This window comes from Rhodobacter ferrooxidans (assembly GCF_000176015.1).
Lineage (GTDB): Bacteria > Pseudomonadota > Alphaproteobacteria > Rhodobacterales > Rhodobacteraceae > Pseudorhodobacter_B > Pseudorhodobacter_B ferrooxidans.
In genome coordinates this window covers 146,085-166,800 of sequence record NZ_ACYY01000002.1, presented here as the reverse complement: position 1 = coordinate 166,800, position 20,716 = coordinate 146,085, and the positions used below count along the sequence as shown (strand labels likewise).

General features: G+C 65.8%; 22 protein-coding genes. 9 read left to right on the top strand and 13 right to left on the bottom strand.

Features of this window, described 5'->3' with window-relative positions; translation table 11 throughout:
• Window positions 1-6: 6 nt before the first annotated feature.
• Both RSW2DRAFT_RS02315 and RSW2DRAFT_RS02310 read right to left on the bottom strand, forming a co-directional pair.
• Window positions 7-672 (bottom strand): 4'-phosphopantetheinyl transferase family protein, encoded by a 666-nt coding sequence (locus RSW2DRAFT_RS02315; RefSeq protein WP_008027650.1) that lies wholly within the window; start codon window positions 670-672, stop codon window positions 7-9.
• Window positions 672-1,124 carry a GAF domain-containing protein gene (locus RSW2DRAFT_RS02310; RefSeq protein ID WP_040671464.1) on the bottom strand — a complete coding sequence of 151 codons (453 nt, stop codon included), beginning with the start codon at window positions 1,122-1,124 and terminating at the stop codon, window positions 672-674. Before RSW2DRAFT_RS02310 ends, RSW2DRAFT_RS02315 begins: the two co-directional genes overlap by 1 nt.
• Before the next feature lie 160 nt (window positions 1,125-1,284).
• Between RSW2DRAFT_RS02310 and RSW2DRAFT_RS02305 the strand changes: the two genes are divergently transcribed.
• From RSW2DRAFT_RS02305 to RSW2DRAFT_RS02295, 3 genes are all read left to right on the top strand, one after another.
• Complete coding sequence (locus RSW2DRAFT_RS02305) at window positions 1,285-1,632, top strand: STAS domain-containing protein (protein WP_008027646.1); 348 nt, start codon at window positions 1,285-1,287, stop codon at window positions 1,630-1,632.
• Window positions 1,622-2,092, top strand: a complete 471-nt coding sequence (locus RSW2DRAFT_RS02300) for an ATP-binding protein (RefSeq protein WP_008027645.1) — start codon at window positions 1,622-1,624, stop codon at window positions 2,090-2,092. The genes RSW2DRAFT_RS02305 and RSW2DRAFT_RS02300 overlap by 11 nt, the downstream gene beginning before the upstream one ends.
• Window positions 2,093-2,330: 238 nt before the next feature.
• Window positions 2,331-3,908 carry a gamma-glutamyltransferase family protein gene (locus RSW2DRAFT_RS02295; protein ID WP_008027644.1) on the top strand — a complete coding sequence of 526 codons (1,578 nt, stop codon included), beginning with the start codon at window positions 2,331-2,333 and terminating at the stop codon, window positions 3,906-3,908.
• Window positions 3,909-3,974: 66 nt separating this feature from the next.
• Here RSW2DRAFT_RS02295 and hspQ read toward each other — a convergent pair whose 3' ends face one another.
• Window positions 3,975-4,301 carry a heat shock protein HspQ gene (hspQ, locus tag RSW2DRAFT_RS02290; protein ID WP_008027641.1) on the bottom strand — a complete coding sequence of 109 codons (327 nt, stop codon included), beginning with the start codon at window positions 4,299-4,301 and terminating at the stop codon, window positions 3,975-3,977.
• 84 nt (window positions 4,302-4,385) lie between these two features.
• Here hspQ and RSW2DRAFT_RS02285 point away from each other — a divergent pair, with 84 nt between their 5' ends.
• The gene (locus tag RSW2DRAFT_RS02285; protein WP_008027639.1) at window positions 4,386-5,267 is read left to right on the top strand and encodes an AEC family transporter; all 882 of its coding nucleotides are present in this window, start codon (window positions 4,386-4,388) and stop codon (window positions 5,265-5,267) included.
• A gap of 73 nt (window positions 5,268-5,340) precedes the next feature.
• Window positions 5,341-5,925, top strand: coding sequence for a transglycosylase SLT domain-containing protein (locus RSW2DRAFT_RS02280; protein WP_008027637.1), 585 nt, complete (start codon window positions 5,341-5,343; stop codon window positions 5,923-5,925).
• Between the two features lie 3 nt (window positions 5,926-5,928).
• Here RSW2DRAFT_RS02280 and RSW2DRAFT_RS02275 read toward each other — a convergent pair whose 3' ends face one another.
• Window positions 5,929-6,531: a LolA family protein gene (locus RSW2DRAFT_RS02275; RefSeq protein ID WP_040671461.1), complete on the bottom strand. Its 603-nt coding sequence runs from the start codon at window positions 6,529-6,531 to the stop codon at window positions 5,929-5,931.
• 162 nt (window positions 6,532-6,693) lie between these two features.
• On the opposite strand from RSW2DRAFT_RS02275, the gene RSW2DRAFT_RS02270 reads away from it, so the two are divergent.
• On the top strand, window positions 6,694-7,779 hold the full coding sequence (locus RSW2DRAFT_RS02270) for an alkene reductase (RefSeq protein ID WP_008027634.1): 1,086 nt from the start codon (window positions 6,694-6,696) through the stop codon (window positions 7,777-7,779).
• A 30-nt stretch (window positions 7,780-7,809) separates the two neighbouring features.
• On the opposite strand, the gene RSW2DRAFT_RS02265 is transcribed toward RSW2DRAFT_RS02270, so the two are convergent.
• From RSW2DRAFT_RS02265 to RSW2DRAFT_RS02255, 3 genes are all read right to left on the bottom strand, one after another.
• Window positions 7,810-10,719, bottom strand: coding sequence for a DNA translocase FtsK (locus tag RSW2DRAFT_RS02265; RefSeq protein ID WP_008027632.1), 2,910 nt, complete (start codon window positions 10,717-10,719; stop codon window positions 7,810-7,812).
• Between the two features lie 12 nt (window positions 10,720-10,731).
• A complete protein-coding gene (locus RSW2DRAFT_RS02260; protein WP_008027630.1) occupies window positions 10,732-11,910 on the bottom strand; it encodes an aminotransferase class I/II-fold pyridoxal phosphate-dependent enzyme in 1,179 nt (392 codons plus the stop codon).
• Between the two features lie 185 nt (window positions 11,911-12,095).
• Complete coding sequence (locus tag RSW2DRAFT_RS02255; RefSeq protein WP_008027628.1) at window positions 12,096-13,433, bottom strand: amidase; 1,338 nt, start codon at window positions 13,431-13,433, stop codon at window positions 12,096-12,098.
• Between the two features lie 84 nt (window positions 13,434-13,517).
• Between RSW2DRAFT_RS02255 and RSW2DRAFT_RS02250 the strand changes: the two genes are divergently transcribed.
• The gene (locus tag RSW2DRAFT_RS02250) at window positions 13,518-14,747 is read left to right on the top strand and encodes an FAD-dependent monooxygenase (RefSeq protein ID WP_040671425.1); all 1,230 of its coding nucleotides are present in this window, start codon (window positions 13,518-13,520) and stop codon (window positions 14,745-14,747) included.
• A 76-nt stretch (window positions 14,748-14,823) separates the two neighbouring features.
• On the opposite strand, the gene RSW2DRAFT_RS02245 is transcribed toward RSW2DRAFT_RS02250, so the two are convergent.
• The 6 genes from RSW2DRAFT_RS02245 to RSW2DRAFT_RS02220 form a co-directional block, all read right to left on the bottom strand.
• Window positions 14,824-15,024, bottom strand: a complete 201-nt coding sequence (locus tag RSW2DRAFT_RS02245; protein WP_008027624.1) for a Trm112 family protein — start codon at window positions 15,022-15,024, stop codon at window positions 14,824-14,826.
• Window positions 15,021-15,668, bottom strand: coding sequence for an LON peptidase substrate-binding domain-containing protein (locus RSW2DRAFT_RS02240; RefSeq protein ID WP_008027623.1), 648 nt, complete (start codon window positions 15,666-15,668; stop codon window positions 15,021-15,023). The genes RSW2DRAFT_RS02245 and RSW2DRAFT_RS02240 overlap by 4 nt, the downstream gene beginning before the upstream one ends.
• A 27-nt stretch (window positions 15,669-15,695) precedes the next feature.
• The gene (trxA, locus tag RSW2DRAFT_RS02235; protein WP_008027621.1) at window positions 15,696-16,607 is read right to left on the bottom strand and encodes a thioredoxin; all 912 of its coding nucleotides are present in this window, start codon (window positions 16,605-16,607) and stop codon (window positions 15,696-15,698) included.
• 127 nt (window positions 16,608-16,734) lie between these two features.
• Window positions 16,735-17,523: an exodeoxyribonuclease III gene (locus RSW2DRAFT_RS02230; protein ID WP_008027619.1), complete on the bottom strand. Its 789-nt coding sequence runs from the start codon at window positions 17,521-17,523 to the stop codon at window positions 16,735-16,737.
• 129 nt (window positions 17,524-17,652) lie between these two features.
• On the bottom strand, window positions 17,653-17,976 hold the full coding sequence (locus RSW2DRAFT_RS02225) for a hypothetical protein (RefSeq protein ID WP_008027618.1): 324 nt from the start codon (window positions 17,974-17,976) through the stop codon (window positions 17,653-17,655).
• A 302-nt stretch (window positions 17,977-18,278) separates the two neighbouring features.
• Window positions 18,279-18,965: a response regulator transcription factor gene (locus RSW2DRAFT_RS02220; RefSeq protein ID WP_008027614.1), complete on the bottom strand. Its 687-nt coding sequence runs from the start codon at window positions 18,963-18,965 to the stop codon at window positions 18,279-18,281.
• Between the two features lie 150 nt (window positions 18,966-19,115).
• On the opposite strand from RSW2DRAFT_RS02220, the gene ribA reads away from it, so the two are divergent.
• Window positions 19,116-20,204 (top strand): GTP cyclohydrolase II, encoded by a 1,089-nt coding sequence (gene ribA, locus RSW2DRAFT_RS02215; protein ID WP_008027612.1) that lies wholly within the window; start codon window positions 19,116-19,118, stop codon window positions 20,202-20,204.
• Window positions 20,201-20,710: a L,D-transpeptidase family protein gene (locus RSW2DRAFT_RS02210; RefSeq protein WP_008027610.1), complete on the top strand. Its 510-nt coding sequence runs from the start codon at window positions 20,201-20,203 to the stop codon at window positions 20,708-20,710. Before ribA ends, RSW2DRAFT_RS02210 begins: the two co-directional genes overlap by 4 nt.
• Window positions 20,711-20,716: the final 6 nt, after the last annotated feature.

Below are 20,716 nucleotides of genomic sequence, written 5' to 3'. Positions count from 1 at the left end.
TCCGCCCTATCCGCCGCAGGGCTCTGCCAGCAGCGTCAGACAGATGCCGTCCGCCCAGCGATAGTGCAGCCGATGCTCTGCCCCGCCCAACCCGGGCACCAGCGCCAGCCGCACCTCGCCCGGCGCGATGCCGCACAGCCGCACCTCGTGAAAACCGATGATCCGCCCCAGATCGGCTGACAGCGCCTTGTAAAACGCCTCCTTGGCCGAAAACACCAGCGTCACGAAAGCGGCAAAACCCACGCCCGCCGGGCAGAACGCGGCATCCACCGGCGCCAGCAAGGTTTCGGCCAGATCGCGGGACTGCGCCTCGGGCATCAGCGGCTCGATATCCACTCCCAGCCGCCGATAGTCGCCCGCCTTCGCCACCACCGCCACCACCTGGTCGCCGCTATGACTGATCGAGCCTACAAACCCCACCGGCCAGCACGGGCTGCGGTCGGGGTTCACCGCCACCTCGACCGACTCGGCCCCGAGGTCTCGCAACGCCAGCGCGGCACAGAGCCTGCCTGCCATGAACTCCGCCTGCCGCTGAGGCACCGCCCTCAGCAACGCCGCAGGCAGCGCCAGGCCCAGATCGGCATAGGCCGCATTTGGCGCAATCCGTCCTTGCCGACAGGCCAGCCGCGGCAGCCCGAACGGCACCGCATCGCTGATCCCGTCACCCACCATCAGGAAGCGTCGCGGAAAATATCCGCCAGAATTGCCGTCAGCCGCGCCTCGTCCTCGGCGGTAAAGGCAGCCGGAGTGTTGCTGTCCAGATCAAGCACCCCCAGCAAGGCCCCGGCGCCGTTCCACACCGGCAGCACCAGTTCCGACCGCGTGGTTGAAGCGCAGGCGATATGATCTGGAAACGCCTCGACATCCGGCACATTCAACGCCTTGCCGCTGCGCGCCACCGCCCCGCAAACCCCGCGCGAGAACGGAATCACCAGACAGCCATGCCCGCCCTGATAGGGACCGATCTTCAAAAGCTTTGGCCCGACCACCCGGTAGAACCCGGTCCAGTCGGCCAGCGGGTGCGTCTGGTGCACCTCGCAGGCCACCGTCGCCATCAACGCCACCACATCGGTCTCGCCGTGGCACAAGGCATGCAGGCGGGAGTCGAGATCGTCGTAGTCCAGTGTCATGGCCGATTTCCCAAGAAAGCCGGGGGGCCGTCTGCCCCCCGGACCCCCCGAGGATATTTGTTCAAAGGAGAAAGCGAAAGGTCGGAGTGGCGCTTACCAAATCCTAACGAAGCGGCCCTAGTCTGCGGGGGTAATGATCAGCAGGAGTTGGGTTATGGACCTGAAAGCAGAGCAGCGCGGCGATCTTCTGATCGTGACCGCGATGGGCGACCGGATTGATGCCGCGGGTGCCATCCAGTTCAAGGATCGCATGCGCGAAATCACCGAAGCCCCGACCCGGCGGGTGCTGCTGGATCTGTCGCGCGTCAGCTTTCTGGACAGCTCGGGCCTTGGTGCCGTGGTGGCGGTGATGAAGGCGCTGGGACCGGACCGCAAGCTGGAACTGGCCGGGCTGACGCCGACGGTGCAGAAGGTGTTCCGCCTGACCCGGATGGATTCGGTATTCACCATCCATCCCGCCGTGCCGGACCGTGGCCAGCCCGGTCTGCGCGATGCCGGGTGACAGCCTTCGCCGCCTTGTGCCGCAGGAGGCGGCCGATCAAGCCCGAATTGTCATCCGCGCCGATCCGATGGCGGTGCGCGACGGCCTGCGCGCGTTGTTCGACATGCCGGTTTTGCGCGCCATGCCAGAAACCGAACGCGGCGTTGCCCAGATCGTTTTGGCCGAGGCGTTGAACAATATTGTCGAACATGCCTATGCGGGCGGTGATGGTGTGATCAGGGTCAGCCTGCGACGGCAAAGGGCCGACCTGCTGTGTCAGATCGAGGACCAGGGTGCGCCGATGCCGGGTGGCGTATTGCCGGCTGGGGTGCCACATCCGGCTGCGGCGCGCGAAGACCTGCCCGAGGGCGGCTTTGGCTGGCACATGATTCGCGCCCTGTCGCGCAACCTGCGCTATCGGCGGTCTGATGGTCGCAACCACTTGAGCTTCCGGTTGGACGCACGACGCCCTGCCCCATGACCGCCGATCTTGCGAAAAATCCAACTGGCGAAAAGCCCGACTCGTGAAAAGGACGCAACTTTGCCTAAATTTCCCCCTAAACCTGCCGCACACAGCAGCCATATAGAAGGCGTAGCTGCATAAAGCTTCCCTCGGTGCCGTGATCGTTTGCCCCCACCCAGATCGCGGTACCGAGGTTCCTTCCCCGCTTGGAAATCCACTCTGTGCCGCTTAGGCTGCGCCACAACAGGGGGATTTGATGCGCGATTTCCAGCTTCCGGGCCGTTCTGCCGTTTTTGCCAGCAACGGAATCTGTGCCACATCGCACCCTTTGGCCGCCAAAGTGGCGATCGACACCCTGCAGGCCGGAGGTAACGCGGTCGATGCCGCCCTTGCCGCCGCAGCCCTGCTGGGTATCTGCGAACCGCCAATGTGCGGGCTTGGCGGCGATTGTTTCATCCTGCTGAAACCTGCCGGCGAAGATCGCGTTGTGGCGCTGAACGGCTCGGGCCGCGCCCCGGCTGGGCTTTCGGCGGCGGACATGCGTGCGCGCGGTCTGACTGCGGCGCCGCTGCGCGGGATCGAGGCGATCACCATTCCCGGCGCCGTCGATGCCTTCTGCCGCCTCGCCGCCGATTGGGGCAGCCAGGACCTGACGCAGACCTTCGCTCCGGCGATCCGCTACGCCGACGAAGGCGTGCCGGTGGCGCCGCGCACTGCCCGCGACTGGGCCGATGACGCCGCAATCCTGCAAGGTGCGGCCCGCGACTTCTATCTTCTGAACGGGCAGGCACCGCGCGTGGGCCAGGTGTTCCGCGCCCCGGGCCAGGCAAAGGTGTTGCGCCGCATCGCCGCCCAAGGGCGCGCCGGGTTTTATGAAGGCGAGGTGGCCGAAGACCTGGTGACCTCGCTGCAAGCCCTTGGCGGCAGCCACACTCTGCAGGATTTCGCTGACACCGCCTGCACTTACACCGACCCGATCGGCGGCCTTTACCACGGCACCGAACTGCTTGAACATCCGCCGAACGGTCAGGGCGCCACCGCCCTGCTGATGCTGAACATCCTGAAACAGTTCGACCTTGCCGCGCTGGCCCCTTTCGGCGCCGCCCGCGCGCATCTGGAGGCCGAGGCCGCCAAGCTGGCCTATGACGCCCGCAACCGCTTTGTCGCAGATGCCGACCACACCACCCGGCTGGCGCATATGCTGGCACCCGAAACCGCAACGCGGCTGGCGGTGCTGATCGATCCCAACCGCGCCCTGCCCGCCGCCGCCCCGCTGACCGAGGCTGTGCACCGCGATACCGTCTATGTCACCGTGGTGGACCGCGACCGCATGGCGGTGTCGCTGATCTATTCGGTTTACTGGGGTTTTGGCACCGGGCTGGCCTCGCGCAGGTTCGGCCTGACCTTCCAGAACCGCGGCGCCGGTTTCTGCCTGACCCCCGGCCACCCGAACGAGGCTGCGGGCGGCAAGCGGCCGATGCATACCATCATTCCCGGCATGTTGCGGCAGGGCGGGCGCGTCACCATGCCCTTCGGGGTGATGGGCGGCAGCTACCAGCCCACCGGCCATGTGCGGTTTCTGACCAACATGGTCGATTTCGGCCTGCACCCGCAGGCTGCCATCGACGCCCCCCGCTGCTTTGCCAGCCCCGAGGGCCTTGCGGTCGAGCGCGGCTACCCGCCCCAGGTTCACGCAAGGCTGGCCGAACTGGGCCACGCCGTCCACATCCCCGACGAACCGCTGGGCGGCGCGCAAGCGATCCTGATCGACGACAGCGGCGTGTTGCAGGGTGCCTCAGACCCGCGCAAGGACGGGTGCGCGCTGGGCTACTGATTTCACCTGAGCGCAAATATCCCACGGGGGGTCCGGGGGGTGTGAAACCCCCCGGCTTCCGCAAGCTCAGTTCAACTGAAACTGCAACGGATAGCGGCCATCCTGAAAATCCCCGAACAGATCGCCCAGATCCGGGTGATCGACCGGCTCGCCGGTTTCGTCCGGCACCAGATTTTGTTCCGAAACATAAGCCACGTAATAGCTTTGGTCGTTTTCGGCCAGCAAGTGATAGAACGGCTGATCGCGGCGCGGGCGGCTTTCCTCGGGGATGTTCTCATACCATTCCTCGGTATTGGAAAACATCGCGTCCACATCGAACACCACGCCACGGAACGGGTGTTTGCGGTGCCGAAGCACCTGCCCCAGATGGTATTTGGCCTGCGTCTTAAGCATGATGTTGCGTCCCCCGACAACTCTAACTAATCCCGCACGGGGTGGATTGTCCATCTGGCAGATCGAATTTCGGGGAAACAGTCTGTGGACCTCATCCTGACAGTGCTGGGAATTGTGGCACCGGTGGCGGCGCTGGCGCTGACCGGCTTTGTCTGGGTGCGGCTTGGCTTCGAATACCGGCTGGAGTTCGTGACCCGGCTGTCGATGACCCTGGCAGTGCCCTGCCTGATCTTCACCGCGCTGATGAAAACCAGGCTGGACCCGCAGGCGCTGGCCACGGTGTCGCTGGCGGCACTGGCCGGATATGCCGGGCTGACGGCGGCGTTCTGGGGCATCACCCGGGTCATGCGCCTGGAAACCCGCACCTATCTGGCACCGCTGATCTTTGGCAACACCGGCAATCTGGGCCTGCCACTGGCGCTTTTTGCCTTTGGCGAGGCCGGTCTGGGCTATGCCGTGGTGATCTTTGCGGTGATGGTGATCCTCAGCTTTACCTTCGGCATCTGGCTGGTGGCGGGCGGCGGCTCGGTGCTGCGGGCACTGCGCGAGCCGGCTACGGCGGGCACGCTGCTGGGCGCCTTGTTCCTGTGGCAGGGCTGGCAAACCCCGCTCTGGCTGACCCGGTCGCTGGACATGGTGGGGCAACTGGCAATTCCGCTGATGCTGATCACGCTGGGGGTTGCGATGGCGCGGCTGACACCGGGCAGGCTGGGTCGCGGGGTCTGGCTGGCCGGGTTGCGGGTGGCAATCTGCATTGGCGTGGCCATCGCGGTGGGCTGGGCGTTCGGGCTGGAGCCAGTGGCTTTCGCCGTGATGATCGTGCAGCTTTCCACCCCGGTCGCCGTCACCTCCTACATGCTGGCCGAGAAATACGGCGCCGATGCCGATGCGGTGGCGGGGCTGGTCATCGTCTCGACGCTGATCTCGATTGTGTCCTTGCCGCTCACTCTCGCTTTTCTGATCTGAAATTGCCGCACGCCCCATTTCCCCAGCCGTTCTTTTGCCCTATCGTGCAGAAAAACAAACGTGCGAGGGGCAGATGAGCAGACTTCTCCGTGCGTCGATCCTGTTGATATTCCTCGCCTCCTGTGGCGGGGGCGGCAAGTTTTCGGCGCCCCGTGACCTGGATAACGCCTGCGCCATCCTGCGCGAGCGGCCCGAATATGCCCGGGCGATGAAAAGCACCGAGCGCCGCTGGGGTATCCCGATGGCGGTGCAGATGGCGGCGATCCATCAGGAATCGAAATTCGTCGGCAACGCCCGCACCCCGCACCGCTTTGCGCTGGGCATCATTCCGATGGGGCGGCAAAGCTCGGCCTATGGCTACAGTCAGGCGCTGGACGGCACCTGGGAGGAATACCAGCGCGACCAGCACCGCCGCAGCGCCAAGCGCGACCGCATCGCCGATGCCACCGATTTCATGGGCTGGTATATGGACGAATCCGCGGCGACCTTGGGCATTTCCAAGGCTGACGCCCGCAACCAGTATCTGGCCTATCACGAAGGCCGCACCGGTTTTGCCAATGGCAGCTACAACGACAAGGCCTGGCTCCTGGAGGTTGCCGACCGCGTGGCGATGCGCGCCGAAACCTATGCCGCGCAGTTGCAAAGCTGTCGGCGGTAAGGCTTAGCGCAGCCGCTTGCTGGTCTCGGTGGTGATGTTGAACAGCGACGCGGGGTAACTGCCGCCCTTGGACATCTCGCCCAGGATCACCGTGGTCTGGTTGCCGCCGTCATCGGTGATCACCCACTGGCGCAACTCGGTCGGGTTGGCGGTGAACACCATCTCGATCGAGCCGTATTCCGGGTGTTCGGGGTCTTGCGCCTGCACACGGGTGCTGGTGCCATCTTCGCTGTGGCCGGTCACCATCTTCGCCCGCCCCAGATCGACATTCGCCGCCAGGATCAGGTTCAGCGGCGTGCGCGCGAGGGGGTATTGTTCCGGCGGCTGGTTCGATTTGGCATCGAAAATCGCCACCTGACCGCCCCCCGCCATCACCAGGCTTTTGTCGGGTGGGGCATATTCGAACCGCACCCGCCCCGGACGCTTGATGTAAAGCCGCCCCGAAGTGATCGAGCCGTCGCCGTTGATCTGGGTAAACTCGGCCTCGGCGGTTGTCAGACCGTTGAGGTAGCTGGAAATTTTCGCCAGCGGAATTTTCTCGGCCAGCGCCGGGGCGGCAAAGGCGATCAGGGCAAGCGGGGCCAGCAGGGCAATGCGAATGTTCATGGCCGCAATATAGGCGATCCATTCCGCCTTCGCACCCCCCGGCATCGCGCAATGGCCCGGCCTTGCCGATCACATTGGCATGAGCCGCGCCTTCAAACCGGCGGGGAAAGTGATTAGCTGCACCGTGGGGGTCACCCTTCGACCCGGATCAAAGGAAATTCCATGCCTGACCAGACACTGTTCTCGCCGCTGCAAGTGGGGGCGATCAGCCTCGCCAACCGCATCGTCATGGCGCCGTTGACCCGCAACCGGGCGCGGCACGAGGATGACACGCCCACCGAATTGCACGCCGAATACTATGCCCAGCGCGCCACCGCCGGGCTGATCATCACCGAGGCCGCGCAAATCTCGCCCGAGGGCAAGGGTTATGCCTGGACGCCGGGCATCTATTCGCCGGCGCAGATCGCGGGTTGGCGCAAGGTGACGGATGCGGTGCATGCCAAGGGCGGCAAGATCGTGATCCAGCTTTGGCATGTCGGCCGGGTGTCGCATACCGTGCTGCAACCCGACGGCAAGGCGCCGGTGGCCCCTTCGGCAATCACCGCCGCCACCAAGACCTTTGACGGCACGCAGTTCCTGCCCACCTCGGAACCACGGGCGCTGAAGATCGCGGCCATTGCCCGCATTGTGGCCGACTATGCGCAGGCCACCCGCAACGCCCGCGCAGCAGGCTTTGACGGGGTCGAGATTCACGCCGCCAACGGCTATCTGATCGACCAGTTCCTGCGTGACGGCTCGAACACCCGCACCGACGCCTATGGCGGCCCGATCGAAAACCGCACCCGGTTTCTGGCCGAGGTGCTGGCGGCAGTGGTTGGCGCCTGGGATGCGGGCCATGTCGGCATCCGCCTCAGCCCGTTTTCCAACGCCAACGGCATCAGCGACAGCAACCCGGTGCCACTGTTCGAAGCCGCGGTCGATCTGGTGGACAAGGCCGGGCTGGCCTATCTGCACATGGTCGAGGGTCAGACCGGCGGCAGCCGCGATCTGGCGCCGGGGCAGGACATCGACGCGCTGCGCCGTCGGTTCAAGGGGGTCTATATCGCCAACAACGGCTATACCCGGGCGATGGCGATGGACGCCGTGGCCTCGGGCCGTGCCGATCTGGTGGCTTTCGGGCGGCCGTTCATCGCCAACCCCGATCTGGTGGAACGGCTGCGCCGCGATGCAGCCCTGAACCCGCTGGACGCCACCACGCTTTATGGTGGCGGCGCCAAGGGGCTGACGGATTATCCTGCCTTGGTGTGACAGATCGGGCGGGGGCAACCCCGCCCTTTCTCAATGCTCGGGCAGCAGGATCTCGCGCTTGCCGACATGGTTGGCGGTGGTGACCACATGGTTTTCCTCCATCTGCTCCACCAGCCGCGCTGCCTTGTTGTAGCCGATCCCCAGCTTGCGCTGAATGTAGGAGGTCGAACACTTGCGGTCCTTGGCCACCACGGCCACCGCCTGATCATACAGCGTATCGTCGGCCCCGTCGCCGCCAAGCCCCAGCACCAGGTCGATATCGCCTTCCTTGTCGTCGTCCACGCCTTCAACCACACCCGACATATAGACCGGCGGGCCGTAGGATTTCAGGTGGTTGACGATTTCCTCGACCTCTTCATCCGACACGAACGGCCCGTGAATCCGGGTGATCTTTGCGCCGCCCGCCATATAGAGCATGTCGCCCATGCCCAGCAGTTGTTCCGCCCCCTGCTCGCCCAGGATGGTGCGGCTGTCGATCCGGCTGGTCACCTGAAAGCTGATCCGGGTCGGGAAGTTGGCCTTGATCGTGCCGGTGATCACATCGACCGAGGGCCGCTGCGTTGCCATGATCAGATGGATGCCGCTCGCCCGCGCCATCTGCGCAAGCCGTTGAATACAGGCCTCGATCTCCTTGCCGGCCACCATCATCAGGTCGGCCATTTCATCGACCACCACCACGATATAGGGCACGGTGACCGGCTGGTATTCGTCGGTTTCGAACACCGGCTCGCCGGTATCCTCGTCAAAGCCGGTCTGGATGGTGCGCTTGAACATCTCGCCCTTGGCCAGCGCCTCGCGCACCCGGCCGTTGTAGCCTTCGATGTTGCGCACGCCCAGCTTGGACATCTTGCGATAGCGTTCCTCCATCTCGCCCACCACCCATTTCAGGGCGACGACCGCCTTCTTGGGGTCGGTGACGACCGGGGAAAGCAGGTGCGGGATACCGTCATAGACCGACAGTTCCAGCATCTTCGGGTCGATCATGATCAGGCGACATTCCTCGGGGGAAAGCTTGTAAAGCAGGCTCAGGATCATGGTGTTGATGGCGACCGACTTGCCCGAACCGGTGGTGCCCGCAATCAGCAGGTGGGGCATCTTGGCCAGGTTGGCAATGATCGGCTCGCCGCCGATATCCTTGCCAAGCGCCAGCGGCAGCCGCATCGAGCTGTCGCCGAAATCGCGGGCGGACAGGATCTCGCGCAGCACCACCTTTTCGCGGTGGACGTTGGGCAGCTCGATCCCGATCACCGTGCGCCCCGGCACCGTGGATACCCGCGCCGACAGCGCCGACATGCTGCGGGCGATATCATCGGCCAGCCCGATCACCCGGCTGGCCTTCAGCCCCGGCGCCGGTTCCAGTTCATACATCGTCACCACCGGACCGGGGCGCACCGACACGATCTCGCCCTTGACGCCGTAGTCATCCAGCACCGATTCCAGCATCCGGGCATTTTCTTCCAGCGCCTCGACCGAAAGCTGGTGGCGCTGGATATTGGCCGGGTTGGACAAAAGGCCCAAGGGGGGCAGTTCATAGGCCGGTTGCTGGTCATCGAAGCGCAAGCGGGGTTGCGCTTCGGCGGTGGCCTGACGCGAGGGGGTGGCGGCCTTCTTGGCAACCGGCTGCACCACGCGGCGGTCAGCGGTCAGTTTCGGCAGGGCGATCACTGGCGTCGGGTCATAATCCGGCTCGAAATTGGCGGAATCCCAGGCATCGTCGTCCACCAGCGGCATCGCATCTTCCAGCGGTGCTGCGGCCACCACGGGCGCTGCGGCCACCACTGGCGGCTCGGCCCGCATCCGGCTGACCGCCGGTTCACGCCGGGCAATCGCGGCGCTGATCGGTGACATCGGCGGTGCCAGCGGCCCGGTCTGGCGCACGCGAGAGCGGATAACGTCGGTGATCCGTGCCTTGATCCGCTCGTCGGTCGGCAGATCGCTGATATCGACCCCGGCCGAAAACTCCGGCGCCGCAGGTTCGACCACCCGCCGCATCAGTTGCGGCATCCGCGCCAGCAGACCCAGCTTTTCCTTGGGTGCTGTCAGCGGCGGCACGGCATATTCGGCCCGCGCATCGCCGCGCAGCACGGCGGCATGCCTATCCTCGGCCACCAGACCGCCACGCACCCGCAGCGGCTGTGGCTGCATCGCCGCCAGCGCCTCGCCACGGCGTTCGATCAGCGGCTCGCTGTCAAGCCGCCGCTCGGCCACCACCGCCTGAGCGGCGGCGGCTTCCTCGCGGCGCGCCCGCTGGCGTTCCTGAAAGGCTTTGGCCGCCGAAGCGGTGCCCGAAGCCCCACGCCCGGCCAGCGTCATCATCCCGGCATAGCCCTTCACCAGCCCCAGCAGCAGGAACCGCAGGATCGCCTGCAACTCGCCCCGATCAAAGCCGGTGACAAACAGCCCCATCGCAAGCAGCGCCAACCCGGCCAGCAGCGACATCAGCTTCAACCCAAAGGTGGCCTCGATCGGGGCCACTCCCAGCATCGCCCCCAGCACGGTATCACCGAACAACCCGCCCAGACCAAACGAATGTGGCCAGTCGGCCCCCGGCACATGGGTCGCGGCAAACACCGAGGCCAGCGCCACGCCGATCACCGCAAACACCACCCGGCCCAGCGCCCGCTCGCTGCCCCGATGCGTCACGAACCGCAGCCCCCAGGCCGCCAGCACTGCCGGAATGGCCCAAGCCCCCAGCCCGCCGATGATCATCAGGGTCGAGGCGACGGCAGCGCCAAACCGGCCCAGCAGGTTGCTGGCAGGTTCATCCGTCGCCACCATCCAGCCGGGATCCTGCGGCGAATAACTGCCCAGAAGCGCCACGAAGGCCAGTGCCGCCAGCAACAGCACCACCCCCAGAAGCTCGCGCCCCCGGCGTTCCAGCATTGCCTGCGTGTCCTGGTCCACAAGAGGTTCACGCCGCCGCGCCTGATAAGATGCCATGCCGAATGGTCCTCACTGATAAAGGCAGTCGCGCAGCCTGATCAGCCCGCGCTGCATTTCGTCTTTTGGGGCGACCAAAGCCACCCTTATGTAACCCTTGCCGGGGTTGTCCCCGGCCACGTCGCGCGAAAGATAGGCGCCGGGCAGAACCCGCACGCCGGTTTCAAGCCACAGCTTCATCGTGGCGGCCTCGCCATCAGCGACCGGCAGCCACAGGAAAAACCCGCCCTCGGGGCCGGAATAGCCCTGCATCCCGGCAAACACCTGATCGGCCAGCGCAAACTTTTCCTGATAGAGCGCCCGGCTGGCGGTCACATGGTCCTCATCGGCCCAGGCCACCTCGGACACCCGCTGGATCGGCAGCGGCAGCGGTGCGCCAGCAAATGCCCGCAGCTTGCGCATCGCCGCAATGCCCTGCACGCCGCCCGCCACAAAGCCAGACCGCAGCCCCGGCAGGTTCGAGCGTTTGGACAGCGAGTGGAACACGAACACCCGCTCGGGGTCAGCCCCCACCGAATCCGCCACATCCAGCGCCCCCACCGGCGGCGCGCTGCGCCAGATCTCGGAATAACATTCGTCGGCGAAGATGCGGAAATCGTGCTTTTCCGCCAAGGCCATGAGGCTTGCCCAATACTCGGCACTGGCCACAGCCCCTTGCGGATTGGCAGGCGAGCACAGATAGGCAATCGCCACCCGGTCCAGCACGTCACGCGGCAGGGCGGCATAGTCGGGAAGGAAGCCGTTGGCGGCGGTGGCGGGCACATAGACCGGCTCGGCCCCCACGGCGAGGGCCGCCACCGCATAGACCTGATAGAACGGGTTCGGCATCAGCACCACCGGCCGCTTGCCGTTCTTCAGTTCCGGGCACAGCGCCACCGCGGCGTTGAACAGACCCTCGCGGGTGCCGTTCAGCGCCATCAGCCGGTCCTCGGTCAGGCCGACGCCATAGCGGCGCTTGATCCAACCGGCGATGGCCGCAAGCAGTTCCGGCGTGCCGTCATTGGGCGGGTAAACGCCAAAGCCGTCCAGGTTGGCCGCCAGCACCGGGCCGACGAAATCCGGCATCGGATGGCGCGGCTCGCCGATGGTCATGGTGATCGGCGCGCCGCCCGGCGCATGCGCATCCAACAGCTTCCGCAGGCGCGGAAACGCGTAATCAGGCAGGTTCGAAAACCGCTCGGGAAAAACCATTGCCGCCTCATCTGCCGGGGTCGTATCGCCCCGTTTTGTCGCACGATAGCCAGTCTCGGGCCGTCGGTCCAGAAAAACCCAAGCGCGCCCTAGGCTTGCCCGCTGCAAATGTGACTTTTTCGCCCTTGCACCGCCGCTCATCAGCCCTGCCAGGCTTCTTCGCTGACCAAAGCGAGGACCGACCGTCAGGAAGGGACGAGCGCCCGCTCTGCCGCAGCCCCCAGCCGCAGCAGCCGTTCCTCCTGCCCCGGCGCCGCCATCAGGCTGATGCCGCAGGACACCTGACCGGTCGGCAGCGTCAGCACGCACAACCCGAACATGTTGCCGATCCTTGTGTTGCGCAGCGCCAACAGGTTCTCGGCCACGAAATAGGCCGCGTCCTGCATCAGCCGCTGCGCCTGCGGCGGCAGGATCGCCGAGGTCGGCAGGATCACCGCATCATATCCCGCCGTCCGTTCCGCCCAGACCTTGCGCAACACCTCCAGCCGCCGCCATCCGGCCACGTAGTCCGCCGCCTTCACCGACGCGCCGGACCTGAACCGCTCCAGGATCCGTGGAAACATCAACTGCGGTGCGGCTTCGATCACCTCGGCCCAGATGCCGTATGCCTCGGGGGTGAAAAGGATCCCCGCCAGTTCCATGGCTTCGACCACTTCCGGCACCACGCCTCGCTCGATCCGCGCCCCTGCTGCTGCCAGCCGCGCCACGGCAGCCTCGAACCCGCGCGCCGGGGCGTCGCGCAAATCATCCAGCGCCAGGGTCTCCAGCATCAGCAGCCGCGCCCCGCCAAGGCTGGCCCCGGTCAGATCCGCCGCCCGCCGCCCCTCCAGCGCGCCCAGCAGCAGCGCGCAATCCTCGACGTTGCGCGCCAGCGGCCCCACCGTGTCGAACTTCTCGCACAGCGGCACCACGCCCTGCAGCGACAGCCGCCCATGCGTGGTCTTCAGCCCGACCAGATCGTTCCACGCCGCCGGGATCCGCACCGACCCGCCGGTGTCCGACCCGATCGCCGCCGGGGCCAGCCCAAAGGCCACGGAAGTGGCCGCCCCCGATGACGACCCGCCCGCCACCGCCGCCGCATCATTGACGCATGGCGGCGTGGCGGTCACCGGGTTCAGCCCGAGGCCCGAGAACGCCAGTTCCGACATGTGGGTCTTGCCCAGGCAGACCAGCCCCTGCAGCGACGCCACCTCCAACACCTCGGCATCGCGCGCAGGCACCCGACCTGCCAGCAGCGCCGAGCCTGCCTCGGTCGCCACCCCGGCGCTGTCGAACAGGTCTTTCCACGACAGCGGCACCCCGTCCAGCAGGCCGATCCGGTTGCCCTCCTTGACCCGCCGCGCCGCCGCCATCGCCGCACTGCGCGCCCGGTCCGGCGAGGTGCGGGCATAGATCCGCGGCCCCAACGGGTGCGCGGCAATTGCCTCCAGAAACGCCTCGGTCAACTCCACCGGGTGAATTTCACCGGCGCCGATGCCGCGCCCCAGATCGCCCGCCGTCATTGCCAGCCAGTTTCCGCGCATCCCCGTCCCCCTGATCGCACCGGCGTGAAGGCTAACGCCATGCTGGCCCATGGACAATCCCGCCCGCACCGCCATATTTGGCCCATGACACATGACACCGATATCCTGATCGCCGGGGGCGGGCTGAACGGCCCGGCGCTGGCCCTGGCGCTGGCCTCGGGGGGCTTGCGCGTCACCGTGATCGACGCGCGGCCGGCACCCTTGCGGACCGAGGCCGGGTTTGACGGCCGGGCCTATGCACTGGCCATCGCCTCCAAGCGGCTGCTGACGGTGCTGGGGGTCTGGCAGGCGGTGCTGGCCAACGCCCAGCCGATCCTGCAGATCAAGACCAGCGACGGCATTGCCGGTCGCGGCCCGGCACCGTTCTTCCTGACCTTCGATTCCGCCGAGATCGACGAAGGCCCGATGGGCTTCATGCTGGAGGATCGCTTCCTCTATGCGGCCTTCCTTCAGGCCATGCAGGCCGACCCGAACATCACCCTGATGTCGGGTGAAACCGTTGTAGGACAAGAGGTTACCCCCGGCGGTGTCCGCATCACCCTGGCCTCGGGGCAAAGCCTTGCCGCCCGGCTGCTGGTCGGCTGCGATGGTCGCCAAAGCGGCGTGGCGCAGCGCGCGGGCATCAAGCGCACCGGCTGGGGCTATGGCCAGACCGCGCTTGTCACCGCCATTGCCCATGCCAAACCGCACCATGGCGTAGCACATCAGTTCTTCATGCCCGCAGGCCCGCTGGCGATTCTGCCGCTGCCAGGTGGCCACCATTCCTCGATCGTCTGGAGCGAGACCGACACCAATGCCGCCGCCATTCAGACGCTGTCGGATGCCGACTACCTTGCCGCCCTGCGCCCGCGTTTCGGCGATTTTCTGGGCGAGATCGCGCTGGCCGGCGCGCGCTTTACCTACCCCTTGAACCTGACACTGGCCAACAGCTTTGTCGCGCCGCGCGTGGCGCTGGTGGGTGATGCCGCCCACGGCGTCCATCCCATCGCCGGGCAGGGCCTGAACCTCGGCTTGCGTGATGTGGCCGCCCTGGCGCAGGTGCTGATCGAAGCCTCCCGGCGCGGCGAGGATATCGGTGCCGCCGATGTGCTGGACCGTTATCAGGAATGGCGCCGGTTCGACAGCACAGCCCTTGCCTTGGGAATGGACAGCATCAACCGGCTGTTTTCCAACGACAATCCGATCCTGCGAACCGGGCGCGACCTGGGCCTTGGCCTGGTAAACGCCCTGCCGTTCCTGCGCCGCCGCTTCATCCGGCAGGCAGCCGGGCTGAGTGGCGATCTGCCAAGGCTGCTGGCCGGGCAAGCCATCTGAACCCAAGCCCACATTCACCTTAGCAAATATATCCCACGGGCCGCGCAGGGGGTGTGAAACCCCCGGCTTTCGGCCATCAGCCGACCTGGCGGGCTTCCGACACCAGCATGATCGGAATGCCATCGCGGATCGGAAACGCCAGATTGGCGGCCTTGGACACCAGCTCGCCGCGGTCGGCGTCATAGGCCAGCACGGCATGGCTGACCGGGCAGACCAGCGCCTCCAGCATGCGGCGGTCGAACACCGCGGCGTCGCGGGGCGGTTCGGGGTCGGTCATTGCATCACCTCGTCTTCGCCACCGCCGCGCAAAGCAAATTCCATCAGCGTCACCAGCGTCTCGCGCCGCGTGGTCAGCGACGGCGCCTCCAGCAACGCCTGTTTGTCCTCGGGGGCAAAGGGGCACAGCATCGACAAGGAGTTGATCAGCATTTCCACCTCGGCATCCTTCAGGCTGCCCCAGTCGGTTGAAAGCTGCATCGCCGCGAAATAGCGCCCCAGCAGCGCCATGAACGGTTCGCGGCGAAAGCCCTTGTCCTCCTCGACGCTGCCCAGATCGCGGGCGAAAGGTGCCCAATCGACCGAGCCGCGCCGGTAGGGCACCGCCCCGGCGGTTTCCTGCAGCAGCCGGAACCGCGAGATGCCCGACAGCGTCACCATGTAACGCCCATCCTCGGTTTCGGAAAACCCGGTCAGCCTTCCTGCACAGCCAATGGCCTGCAACCGGCGCTCGCCCTGGCCATTGGGCACTTCGCGCGGCTGGATCATGCCGATCAGCCGCGGGCCGGTTTTCAGGCAATCCTCGATCATCTGCAAATAGCGTGGCTCGAAGATATGCAGCGGCAGCCGGGCGCGCGGCAACAGCAGCGCCCCGGGCAACGGGAACAGGGGCAAGGTTTCGGGCAGGTCTGTGGCTTTCATCATGTGCCCCAACCTAGACCGGATCGGCGGTCAGGCAAATATCATCGACGACAACCGGCGGCGACCTTTCAGCACAATCGGATCTTGTGGTTTCAGCGCCTCGAAAATGGTGAAAAGCTGAGTGCGGGCGGCGCCGTTGTTCCATTCGCGGTCGCGGCGGAACAGCTCCAGCAATTCGTCCACCGCGGCTTCCACCTTGCCCGCGGCATGCAGCGCCAGCGCCAGATCGAACCGCGCCTGCGGGTCGTCGGGGTTGGCCTGAACGGCGGCCTGCAACTCGGCCTCCGGGCCTGCGTTGGCGGCCTGCCGCGCCAGTTCGATCTGCGCGCGGGCGGCCTCGATCTCCTTGGCCTTGGTGATCGCCGGGGGGGCGGCATCGGCGAAGGCTTGCGCCTGATCCAGCTCGCCCAAAGCGATGTGGCAGCGGATCAGCCCGCCATAGGCGGCGGCATTGCCCGGCTCTTCGCCCAGGATGGCGGCAAAGGTTTCGGCGGCATCGACCACGGCGCCTTCGGTCAGCATGGCTTCGGCGGCCTCCAAAGCCTCGGCCAGCCCGCCGTCGCCCGCCAGCGCCGCGATTTTATCGACGAATTTCTTCACCTCGGACGGCGGCAACGCGCCTTGAAAGCCATCGGCGGGCTTGCCCTGCCAGAAGGCATAGACGGTGGGAATCGACTGGATCCGCAGTTGCGCGGCAATCGCCTGATTTTCATCGACGTTGATCTTGACCATGCGGACCTTGCCGCCCGCCGCCGTGACCGCCGCCTCCAGCGCCGGGCCAAGCGTCTTGCACGGCCCGCACCACGGCGCCCAGAAATCGACGATCACCGGCACGTCATTGCTGGCGTCGATCACATCGACCATGAAGCTGGCCTCATTGCCGTCCTTGATCAGCGTGGCTGCGGCACCGTTGGCCAGCGGTTTGTCACCAATTCCGAACATCATTTCCTCATGGGTCTGTGGCTTTGCCCCTATATGCGCATCACGCCGCGAAAGGCCAAGAGGCTTCGGCTCCATCAGTTTGCGCGCATTCCATCCGAAAACCGCGTCACACTTTTCGGAATGCGCTTCAAAGATCGAAGGTCGCGAACACCGGCGCGTGGTCGCTGGGCTGCTGCCAGCCCCGCGCGGCGCGCAGGATGCGGCTGGAATGGGCGGCGCTGGCGATATCCGGCGTGGCCCAGATATGGTCCAACCGGCGGCCCTTGTCGGCAGCGCCCCATTCGGCGGCGCGGTAGCTCCACCAGCTATAAAGCGGGCCTTCGGGGATATCGGCGCGGGTCACATCGACCCAGGAACCCGCCTCCATCACCGCGGTCAGATGATCCACCTCGATGGGCGTGTGCGATACGATCTTCAGCAGCGCCTTGTGGCTCCACACGTCATCCTCGCGCGGGGCGATGTTCAGATCGCCCACCAGAATGGCGCGGTCGGGCTTTTCCCAACGGCACCAGTCGCGCATCTCGGTCAGGAAATCCAGCTTCTGGCCAAATTTTTCGTTCTGGTCGCGGTCGGGAATGTCGCCGCCCGCGGGCACATAGCAGTTGTGGATGGTCACGCCGTTCTCCAGCCGTGCCGCCACATGCCGCGCATGGCCCATCGACGCGAAATCCCGGTCGCCTGCATCCATGATCGGCAGTTTCGACAGGATGGCCACGCCGTTGTAGCCCTTCTGGCCGCGCGCCACCATGTAGCGGTAGCCCAGCGCCTGAAACTGCTCCAGCGGGATCTTGTCCACCGGGCTTTTACATTCCTGCAAACACAGGATGTCGGGCGCTTCCTCGGCCATCAGCCGCGCCACCAACCCCTCGCGCAACCGCACCGAGTTGATGTTCCAGGTGGCAAGGGTGAAGGCCATGGCGGTTCTCCTTTGCCCCTTTGCACCATGAAACGGCGCTGCGGTCCAGCCGTGCCGCCAAATGAAAACGCGCCACGAGCGGCTCGCGGCGCGTTGAATTGCTGTCCTGGCGGTCGATCAGTTGCCCAATCAGTTGATCGTGTAGCTGCCGGTTTCGCAAAGGTTGCCCGACTGCTCGATCACGTCGCCATCGGCGAACACCATGCGCAGGTCATAGTCGCAGACGTCGCGGGCATCGCCGATCGTCACCTGCCCCGACGACCCGGCAGGCAGCACCGCGCCGCCCAGAATGTCTTCTTCCCAACTGTCAACGCCCACCGGCGAGGCATAAAACTCGGTCAGATCGACGCCGGAGTTGTTGGTCAGCGTGAAGGCAAGATCTTGCGCCAAAGCCGGGGCCGCCATCAAAGCGCTCGCCATGGCCACACCGACAAAACCAGAACGCAGTTTCATTCGAAGAACCCTCAAAGGGGACACTGCCCCAATCCGACGCAGATTGCGTCATTGCGGTATTTAAGCAGTTAACAGCGGAATTAAAGCCCCTGACGCCGGAATATTCGCAGGGCTGCCACGGGGGGGGCGCCCAAAAAAACGGCCGGGCAAACGCCCGGCCAGGTCCAACAGGGAGGTAGCCGCGCCATGACCCCGACGCGACAAGGGGAACTTCAGAAGATCGCCATAGCCTTCAATCCATGGTTGCACTGCAACCTCCGACTGTCCAGTCCGCTAGACACTTTCGAACTGCAGTATGGCGTTTATGCCACGAGCCGATAGCCGCCGCTTTCGGTGACCAGCAGCCGCGCGTTCGACGGATCGGGTTCGATCTTCTGGCGCAGCCGGTAGATGTGGGTTTCCAGCGTATGGGTCGTCACCCCGGCGTTATAGCCCCAGACCTCATGCAGCAGCACATCACGGGCCACAACAGATTGTGTGGCGCGATACAGATACTTCAGGATGTTGGTCTCTTTCTCGGTCAGCCGGATCTTCTTGTCCTTGGCATCCAGCAGCAGTTTCTGCGCCGGTTTGAAGGTGTAGGGGCCAAGCTGGAAGATCGCATCCTCCGATTGCTCGTGCGTGCGCAACTGCGCCCGGATGCGTGCCAGCAGCACCGGAAACTTGAACGGCTTGGTCACATAGTCGTTGGCGCCCGCGTCCAGCCCCAGAATGGTGTCGGCATCCGAATCATGCCCGGTCAGCATCAGGATCGGGCATTTTACCCCGACCTTGCGCATCCGCCGGCACAGCTCGCGCCCGTCGGTGTCGGGCAGGCCGACGTCGAGGATCACCAGATCATAGGGGCCGGCCTTGGCCTTTTCCATGCCCTCGGCCCCGGTGGCGGCTTCGAACACGTCGAAGTCCTCGGTCATCACCAATTGCTCGCTGAGGGCTTCGCGCAGGTCGTCGTCGTCATCGACCAGAAGGATTTTTCGCAAGGATGCCATGGTATTGCTCCGGTTGGGTGCGACAGACATGCGCCCGGCTCACCTTTGCGACAAGATATGCGACAGATTTCTCACGCGGACGTGTCGCAGGCGGGGGAAATGTTTCAATTTGCTGCGGCGCCCTTTAAACAAGGGGCGAAAGGACGGCGCATGACCCTGGCCCCCAGCATCATCGAACGGCTGACTCGCGCCCGCGGCGATCTGCGCATGGGCGTGCCGGTGGTGCTGACCGATGGGCCGCAGGCTGCGCTGGTGGTGGCGGTCGAGGCGCTGTCGGCGGCGCGGCTGGAGGCGCTGCGCGGCATGGGTCGGCCGGAACTGGCAATCACCGCGCGGCGGGCCGAGACGCTGAAAACCCCGGCCTATGACGGCGATCTGGTGCGGCTGGCGCTGAGCGACGATGTGGGGCTGGACTGGCTTGCGGCGATGGCTGACCCGGCCGATGACCTGCGGGTGCCGATGAAAGGCCCGTTCCACAGCCTGCGCGGCGGCTCTGCCAGCCTGCACCGCGCCGCGATTGCGCTGGCGAAATCGGCGCATCTGCTGCCTGCGGTGCTGGTGCTGCCGGTGACCGATGGTGCCGCCTTGGCCGCCAGCGGCAACCTGACCCTGCTGGCGTTGGCCGAGGCTTTGCCCGAGCTTGACCGCGCCTCGCCGCTGCGCGAGGTTATCTCGGCCCGGCTGCCGATGGCGGCCAGTCAGGCCGGGCGGCTGCATGTGTTCCGCCCCGAGGATGGCGGCGAGGACCACTATGCCATCGAGATCGGTCGCCCCGACCGGCAGCACCCGGTGCTGGCGCGGTTGCACTCGGCCTGTTTCACCGGCGACGTGCTGGGCAGCCTGAAATGCGATTGCGGCCCGCAACTGCGCGCGGCCTTGGCGCAGATGGGGGCGGAAGGCGCGGGGGTGCTGTTGTATCTGAACCAGGAGGGGCGCGGCATCGGCCTTGCCAACAAGATGCGCGCCTATTCCTTGCAGGATCAAGGCTTTGACACCGTGCAGGCCAACCACCGTCTGGGGTTCGAAGACGACGAGCGCGATTTCCGGCTGGGTGCTGGGATGCTGCGGCAGATGGGGTTTTCGGCGGTGCGCCTGCTGACCAACAACCCGCGCAAGCTGGCGATGCTGGCCGCCAACGGCCTGACCGTGACCGAACGGGTGGCGCTGCATGTCGGCCAAACCGAGCAGAACGCCGCCTACCTTGCCACCAAGGCCGCCAAATCGGGGCACCTGCTGTGAGCCCCGCCGACCTGGTTGCATCCCGCTGGGGCGCGCGGTTTCAGGGGCGGAATTTCCCCTGTTCGGTTGGTCGCGGTGGCATCGTGGCGCCGCAGAAAAAGCGCGAAGGCGACCGTGCCACGCCTGCCGGGCAACATCATATCGTCGGCATGCTTTTCCGCCCGGACCGGATTGCCGCGGCGACCCTGCCCGCTTGGGCGCAACCGATCGGCCCCGGCGACCTGTGGTCGGACGATGCCAGAGACCCCGCCTACAATCACCCGGTCCGCGCGCCGCACCGCTTCAGCCACGAACGCCTCAGCCGTGCCGACCCGATGTATGATCTGCTGCTGGTCACCGACTGGAACTTTCCGATGGCAGCACCCGGCAAAGGTTCTGCGATCTTCGTGCACATCTGGCGCAGGCCGCGTTACCCGACCGCCGGTTGTGTCGCCTTTTCTCGCACCGACCTCATGTGGATCGCGCCGCGGCTGACGCTGGGCACAAGGCTGATGATCACGCCATAACCTCTT